The 6,184-nt window shown below is 41.3% G+C and carries 5 protein-coding genes and 8 tRNA genes; all 13 read right to left on the bottom strand.

Annotated features, from left to right (window positions below; all coding sequences use genetic code 11):
- Window positions 1-5 precede the first annotated feature (5 nt).
- Window positions 6-647, bottom strand: coding sequence for a pyrophosphatase PpaX (ppaX, locus tag AC1TO9_RS16420; protein ID WP_482056272.1), 642 nt, complete (start codon window positions 645-647; stop codon window positions 6-8).
- Window positions 648-654: 7 nt separating this feature from the next.
- Window positions 655-1,686, bottom strand: a complete 1,032-nt coding sequence (lgt, locus tag AC1TO9_RS16425; RefSeq protein WP_482059871.1) for a prolipoprotein diacylglyceryl transferase — start codon at window positions 1,684-1,686, stop codon at window positions 655-657.
- 10 nt (window positions 1,687-1,696) lie between these two features.
- Window positions 1,697-2,635 carry an HPr(Ser) kinase/phosphatase gene (gene hprK, locus AC1TO9_RS16430; protein WP_482056270.1) on the bottom strand — a complete coding sequence of 313 codons (939 nt, stop codon included), beginning with the start codon at window positions 2,633-2,635 and terminating at the stop codon, window positions 1,697-1,699.
- A 182-nt stretch (window positions 2,636-2,817) separates the two neighbouring features.
- Window positions 2,818-3,942, bottom strand: a complete 1,125-nt coding sequence (locus tag AC1TO9_RS16435; RefSeq protein WP_482056269.1) for an ABC transporter ATP-binding protein — start codon at window positions 3,940-3,942, stop codon at window positions 2,818-2,820.
- A 102-nt stretch (window positions 3,943-4,044) separates the two neighbouring features.
- Window positions 4,045-5,148: a helix-turn-helix domain-containing protein gene (locus AC1TO9_RS16440; RefSeq protein WP_482059872.1), complete on the bottom strand. Its 1,104-nt coding sequence runs from the start codon at window positions 5,146-5,148 to the stop codon at window positions 4,045-4,047.
- Between the two features lie 123 nt (window positions 5,149-5,271).
- Window positions 5,272-5,344 (bottom strand) — tRNA-Lys (locus AC1TO9_RS16445).
- 10 nt (window positions 5,345-5,354) lie between these two features.
- Window positions 5,355-5,436 (bottom strand) — tRNA-Tyr (locus tag AC1TO9_RS16450).
- 12 nt (window positions 5,437-5,448) lie between these two features.
- Window positions 5,449-5,521: transfer RNA gene (locus AC1TO9_RS16455), tRNA-Phe, on the bottom strand.
- A gap of 25 nt (window positions 5,522-5,546) precedes the next feature.
- Window positions 5,547-5,624, bottom strand: a tRNA-Asp gene (locus tag AC1TO9_RS16460).
- A gap of 17 nt (window positions 5,625-5,641) precedes the next feature.
- Window positions 5,642-5,717 (bottom strand) — tRNA-Thr (locus AC1TO9_RS16465).
- A 42-nt stretch (window positions 5,718-5,759) separates the two neighbouring features.
- Window positions 5,760-5,835 (bottom strand) — tRNA-Val (locus AC1TO9_RS16470).
- Between the two features lie 10 nt (window positions 5,836-5,845).
- A tRNA-Met gene (locus AC1TO9_RS16475) sits at window positions 5,846-5,922 on the bottom strand.
- A 35-nt stretch (window positions 5,923-5,957) separates the two neighbouring features.
- Window positions 5,958-6,049: transfer RNA gene (locus AC1TO9_RS16480), tRNA-Ser, on the bottom strand.
- Between the last annotated feature and the right edge of the window lie 135 nt (window positions 6,050-6,184).

Genomic DNA, 6,184 nt, shown 5'->3' on the forward strand with positions numbered 1-6,184 from the left:
GTATCTTACCCCTGTTCTAACACAAGATATAAATCCTTCATCGTATGCAACATATATTCTGGATTGTACACTCTAAGTGCTTGCTCACCTTTCAGCGACCAAGAGACACCCGCAGATAACACTCCTGCCGCTTGAGCAGCCTGAATATCAGCTGGGCTATCCCCTATCATTAGCGTCTTACTGGGATCCGATCCAAGCTCCTTCACTGCCTTAAGCACAGGTTCTGGATGGGGCTTCGCATGCTCGACATCGTTAACAGTCACAATCGAATCCATATACTTCATAAGTCCGAACATCTCAAGTACTTTTAAAGTACCTGGTCGATTCTTTGTCGTTACAACACCCATAGCGATTCCCCGTGCATGTAATTCTTCAATCACTTCCAACACCTGTGGAAAGGGACCTACATTCCCATCATGATTACTATCATAGTAACTTCTATAGTCCTTTACAAAAGGAGTTACATCCTCCGTACCTGTGAAATGAACAATTTGCTGTTCTAATGTCATTCCCATCCGCGGAATAATCTGGTCTCTCGAGAACGGAGCAGGGGCATGGTCTTGTAATGCATGTATGAAAGAATTAATAATATGTTCGTTAGTGTCAATAATCGTTCCATCAAGATCAAATAAAACGGTGTTAATCATGTAGTAGTTACTCCTTTTTAGTATCCTTTGAACCTTCTTCTTCCTGTGCTATACGTTCTGAAGATGGTGTCTTCTTCGGTTGCCTATCGTTTAATGATGCTTCTGGCATCGTATCTACAGTTACCTTTGTACATATAATGGGATCGAGATATCTCTCTTCCGCTCTGCTAGTTACACGTCGATAGATAATAAAAGCTACGGCACCAATAATAATCAAGATCGGCAATAGCTGTGATATTCTCACATTTCCATAATCAACATCCAGATGTCCATAATCGAACCCCAACCCTTTCATAGGGCTCCATAGACCATTGATCATAGACGCTAACCATTCTGGGCCTTGAAAAGCTAGACTATCCGTACGCAAACCTTCAATGAAGAACCTGCCAATCGAATACCAAATGAAATAAGAAAGAAACAACTCAGCTGCACGCAGAAATTTCTGCCGACGTAGAATGAGTAGTAGCCCTAGACCTACAAGATTCCATAGCGACTCATATAGAAATGTTGGATGGTGAAATACCCCTTGAACATTCATTTGATTCACGATAAAATCCGGTAAATGTAAGTTATTTTGCAAAAATGACTGTTCCACTGGTCCACCATAGGCTTCTTGGTTAACGAAATTCCCCCATCGCCCAATGATTTGTCCAATAAGTAATCCAGGCGCACAAATATCAACGATCCGCCAAAATTTATATCCTTTATAACGTGTAAAGAAGATGGCAAATATGATCGCAGCTATTAAAGCTCCGTAGATAGCGATACCACCATTCCATATTTTAAATACATCCCAAAGGTTTCCTCTATAATCTTCCCATTTAAAAGCAACATAATAAATGCGTGCACCAATAAGCGCCGAAGGAACACCTATCAACAACAGATCCATGAAGAACTCTGAAGAAATACCATATCTCCGACCTTCACGAATCGCAAGCAAAATCCCAGCCAACGCACCCAATCCAAGAATTAGGCCATACCAATGAACCTGTAGCGCTCCAATCGATATTGCGATTGGATTAAGTAATAAAGTAGCCATCTGATCACTCCTAATCCATATCATCGCTTTCTTCCGCAATCGTTGCTGTCAATTTATTTGTGAATTGAAGAGCCGCATTCAGACCCATTTGTTTCAGTCTATAATTCATTGCAGCCACTTCAATAATAACAGCAAGGTTCCGTCCTGGTCGCACAGGAATCGTCACCAATGGAATATCCGTGTCAATGATCCGTGTCGTTTCCTCATCTAATCCCAGTCGATCATATTGTTTATCCTGTTGCCAATTCTCTAGCTTAACGACTAACGTGATCCGTTTATTGTTACGTACGGCGCCTGCGCCAAAGAGAGTCATCGCATTAATAATACCTACGCCACGAATTTCAAGTAAATGTCTAATCAACTCAGGTGCTGAACCATGAAGCTGGTTGTCCGATGTTTGGCGAATTTCCACCGCATCATCTGCCACAAGGCGATGCCCTCTTTTGACCAGTTCTAATGCAGTCTCACTTTTACCAATACCACTAGAACCTGTAATAAGCATTCCTACTCCATAGACATCACACAGTACACCATGAATAGTTGTTGTAGGTGCTAATTTCTGCTCAAGGAATCCGGTGATCTTACTAGACAGAATCGTCGTAGCCATACTACTACGTAGCACAGGTAGATTCCTCTCATTACTAATATCAATTAGCTCTTGTGGTACTTCTAGAGACCTTGTCACTACGATACAAGGAGTCTCATCCGTACAGATTTTCTGCATACGGTCTACTTTTTCCTCATCGGTCAACATTTCGAAGAACGCTAATTCCGTTTTCCCAAGGAGCTGCACTCGCTCTTGAGGATGATATTCAAAATATCCTGCCATTTCAAGACCAGGCCGATTTAAATCATCTACCGTAATGGTTCGTTTAAGACCTTCTTCACCTGCGATGACTTCCATGTGGAATTGTTGAACTAGTTCTGAAACTTTAACACGTTTAGCCATGTCTTATCTTCCTCTCATCAAGTGTATCTATGTACCTACAATAGTTGAGTTCATGTTCAAAACAATTAAACCCTTTTTCACTATATCTATCGTAAATGAAATTGCTATTGAATGCAATCACTGCCAGAATTTCAAAAAGACCACCCTTTCGGGCGGTCTCTGTATGCATTAATGATATTGTATTACTCTGCAACTAGAACGTTAAGTTCAGTTTCTTTATCAAAGATATGAACTTTGTTCATATCAACTGCCAAGCGAACTGTACTACCATCACGAGTTGTAGAACGGCCATCTACACGAGCAATAACGGTATCTTCACCTAAACCACTCAAGTAAAGTAACATTTCATGTCCAAGGTTCTCAGTAACATCAACATTTGATGTAAAGATCGTGTTCGGTGATGCTTCTAAGAATACAGGCTCTTCATGAATATCTTCAGGGCGAACGCCCATAATTACTTCTTTACCAATCAAACCTCTACTCTTCAAGATTTGAGCCTTACCACCAGGAACTTCTACATCTAGACCACTTGATTTGAAGCGAACATTACCATTGGATTCACTTAGTGTACCATGGATAAAGTTCATTGTTGGTGATCCGATGAAACCAGCTACAAATAGATTAGTTGGGCTGTTATACAGCTCTTCTGGAGAAGCAGCTTGTTGAATGATACCATCTTGCATAACAACGATACGATCACCCATCGTCATAGCTTCTGTTTGGTCATGCGTTACATAGATAACAGTTGTTTCTAGACGTTTAGCCAATTTAGTAATTTCCGCACGCATTTGACCACGTAGTTTCGCATCCAAGTTGGAAAGAGGCTCATCCATCAAGAAGACTTGCGGATCACGTACAATCGCACGACCCAAGGCAACACGTTGACGTTGACCACCAGAAAGTGCTTTTGGTTTACGATCAAGCAAATGCTCAATATCTAGAATTTTTGCTGCGTTACGTACTTTCTTTTCGATTTCGTCTTTTTTCACTTTACGCAATTTTAGACCGAAAGCCATATTCTGATATACGTTCATATGAGGATACAAGGCATAAGATTGGAATACCATCGCAATATCACGGTCTTTAGGCGCTACATCATTTACAACACGATCTCCGATATAAAGTTTACCTTCTGAAATCTCTTCCAAGCCAGCGATCATCCGAAGTGTTGTAGATTTACCACAACCAGATGGTCCAACGAGGACCAAAAATTCCTTATCTTTAATATCAAGATTGATATCGATAACTGTTGCTTTGTCTGCACCCGCGTATTTCTTGTAGATATGCTCTAAGCGTACACCTGCCATTATATTTTCCCCCTAAGTAATATGTTTGTAATCGTAACCATTTGATATTCTTATTCTACCTAACATCATCAAGACTGGCTATCCACAAACTGCACAAAAAAACTATTTCCTTTTCGTCACTTTATACAATAGCATTGTGAGTTTAATCAGAACGGCATCTCCAAAGTTCCGAACATCAAGACCTGTCTCATTCTTGATCTTATCGAGCCGATAAATGAGTGTATTCCTATGAATATACATTCTCTTTGCTGTCTCACTGACATTACAATCTAATTCAAAAAAAGTCTCCAACGTCAAAAGTGTTTCTGTATCTGTCAATAGAATCGAGTGATCTCCCACATGTTGTAGGAACTGAGTCCGTTGACTACTAGGTATACTAAAAACAAGTTGTTCTAATACCAAATCCCAGGGAAGGTGAATATAATCCGTAATGTGAAAAGTCTTTCCAAGAAGTATCGTCTCTCTCAACATAACTACGATTGCAGGTAACCCATTCCTTATATCTAATGGAAGTGCAACCGACAAGTGAAATACTCCTACCCATTCATTGGCAACTAGCTCATGTAAACCAAGGCAAAATGCAGATAGTATCTCTTCTACCGTCTCCTCCTGCTCGTCCTCTCGCTCATCCAAGCTCCCCAAGATTAGTTCTTGACGTGCTAAGATTAACCATTCATGATTCTTTAGTGGAATTAATATGATCTCCCCATCGAAATAGCTAATGAGTAGTTTCTTTAATTGTATGTACGATATGTTCGGCAAATGAGTGCCCTCACTACTTAGTACAAAAGGTACCATTTCCGATATCATTTGTTTCTGGACTAAAAGATGTTCTGGAATACGTACCTCTAGCTGTCCTAATTCAATCTGTTCCTGAATCCACAGGCTCAGATTATGAATATCTCTCTTCTCTTCCTCTTGAGGGGTTATTGATACTTGTGATTGATCCCTCATGTTAGCCAGAATAAGTTCCATGAATTGAACTTCCTCTAAACTTAACGCATTTAATTCACCTGCTAGGACCGACATTTTACCATCTTTGTTATACAGAGGAAACCATACTTCGCCCTCGTTCACAACTGAATCCATCAGCGTACTGTTTTTATAATTGAAAAAAGAGTCAGAGTCCTGCTTATTTAGTTCTTTAATCGTGAGGGGTATACCTACAATTTGTTGTAACTTCTGCCGTAATGATTCCATCTTCATTATCAAGTTAACCCACCTACCACTTCACCTATTTATTAATATACTAACATATCTAGTCCCAAAAGAAGAGTAAACAAAAAGTCATCAACCTCTAGAGGTTGATGACTTTATCGTATTATGAGATGAGCCATGAAGGATTCGAACCTTCGACACCCTGATTAAAAGTCAGGTGCTCTACCAACTGAGCTAATGGCTCATAGTAAGAATGGAGGATGATGGATTCGAACCACCGAACTCGATGAGAGCAGATTTACAGTCTGCCGTGTTTAGCCACTTCACTAATCCTCCGCAGAAAAAAGGTGGCTTGGAACGGAATCGAACCGCCGACACAAGGATTTTCAGTCCTTTGCTCTACCGACTGAGCTACCAAGCCACAATATATTATTTAAACAAAAAAATGGCGGAACCGACGGGATTCGAACCCGCGATCTCCTGCGTGACAGGCAGGCATGTTAGGCCAACTACACCACGGTTCCACACTTTTTAGTAAAAATGGTGCCGTCGAGAGGACTTGAACCCCCAACCTACTGATTACAAGTCAGTTGCTCTACCAGTTGAGCTACAACGGCAAGTGTATGAGTACACTATATAAGTGCATCCATCAAAAATGATGGTGGAGGCTGAGGGGATCGAACCCCCGACCCTCTGCTTGTAAGGCAGATGCTCTCCCAGCTGAGCTAAGCCTCCTGGGTATGTATGGTAGCGGCGAAGGGGATCGAACCCCCGACCTCACGGGTATGAACCGTACGCTCTAGCCAGCTGAGCTACACCGCCACATATATATTCCTTACTTATTCATGATAGATCAATGGCGGAGAGAGTGGGATTCGAACCCACGCACCGTTTACACAGTCTAACCCCTTAGCAGAGGGTCCCCTTATAGCCACTTGGGTATCTCTCCAAATGAATCATGAATCAGAGATTGATTCCCTGAAAACTAGATACGAACGAATTTGTGTTAGAATTATTAGGATAAGCCCTCGACCGATTAGTATTGGTCAGCTCCGCACATTGCTGCGCTTCCACCTCCAACCTA

This window comes from Paenibacillus sp. Y916 (assembly GCF_056786435.1).

Excerpts from the sequence above, each read along its gene's own strand:
- ppaX (WP_482056272.1), bottom strand. The coding sequence starts at position 647 with ATGATTAACACCGTTTTATTTGATCTTGATGGAACGATTATTGACACT.
- lgt (WP_482059871.1), bottom strand. The coding sequence starts at position 1,686 with ATGGCTACTTTATTACTTAATCCAATCGCAATATCGATTGGAGCGCTA.
- hprK (WP_482056270.1), bottom strand. The coding sequence starts at position 2,635 with ATGGCTAAACGTGTTAAAGTTTCAGAACTAGTTCAACAATTCCACATG.
- AC1TO9_RS16435 (WP_482056269.1), bottom strand. The coding sequence starts at position 3,942 with ATGGCAGGTGTACGCTTAGAGCATATCTACAAGAAATACGCGGGTGCA.
- AC1TO9_RS16440 (WP_482059872.1), bottom strand. The coding sequence starts at position 5,148 with ATGAAGATGGAATCATTACGGCAGAAGTTACAACAAATTGTAGGTATA.